General features: G+C 32.7%; 1 protein-coding gene. It reads right to left on the minus strand.

Going from position 1 to position 771, the window contains the following annotated elements; genetic code table 11:
* Window positions 1–343, minus strand: a 343-nt coding sequence (locus tag DMP16_RS10415) for a GtrA family protein (protein WP_143577237.1), incomplete at its 3' end; no start/stop codon positions are given.
* Between the last annotated feature and the right edge of the window lie 428 nt (window positions 344–771).

Genomic DNA, 771 nt, shown 5'->3' on the forward strand with positions numbered 1-771 from the left:
GTTTTACAAAGAATATAATAGTTAAAACTTGAGAAAGGGAGGTATAGTGTAGCATATATATCAATAACACTAACGCAACTACGTACTGAATTACGTTGCCTAAATAAGAAGAACCATGAAACTTCACCATTCTCTTGATAAACGTTCCAACTCTTTTATCACGAAATGTCCAAATATCATTCAAGAAGAAATTAAAAATTAAAGATAGTTCTATGCCTAATGCTAAGGCTATTGAGATAGGGATAACCTTAGAAGCGTAAACGTAAATACCCTCATTCACTACAGTTCCCAAAGCGCCAACTACAGCGAATTTCAACAGCTTATTAAATACTACCTTCTCCACGCTTTAACTGTGTCTTTTACAAAAAATAAATATTTGCATCACCAGCTAAGACCTTATTGAAATTCTCATATAGTTAATTTATGTCCTTATCATACTCTAAAAAGCTATGAACATAGAGAATTATCTGTGACAAAGGAAAGATAAGCCTCACCTTTTAGGGCAGGGAGGAGGTCAGATGCAATATCTAATGTAAAAAATCTATATACCTAAAACTAAAAAGATCCGGCTATTTCATTAAATTAACTAAATAGTCTTCAATCAAGAGGAAAAAGTTAAAGATTTCTTGAAAATTGTCATTCTCACTTTCTCCTCAATTACAAAGGAATGAAGCCTCACGATTTATTGCTGGGAGGTAGTAAGTATCTTATTTATCAAGGATAACAATTTACCTATATCTCTCCTCAGAGATATCCTACCATGCGTAAATC

This window comes from Sulfolobus sp. B1 (genome assembly GCF_007050195.1).
Lineage (GTDB): Archaea > Thermoproteota > Thermoprotei_A > Sulfolobales > Sulfolobaceae > Saccharolobus.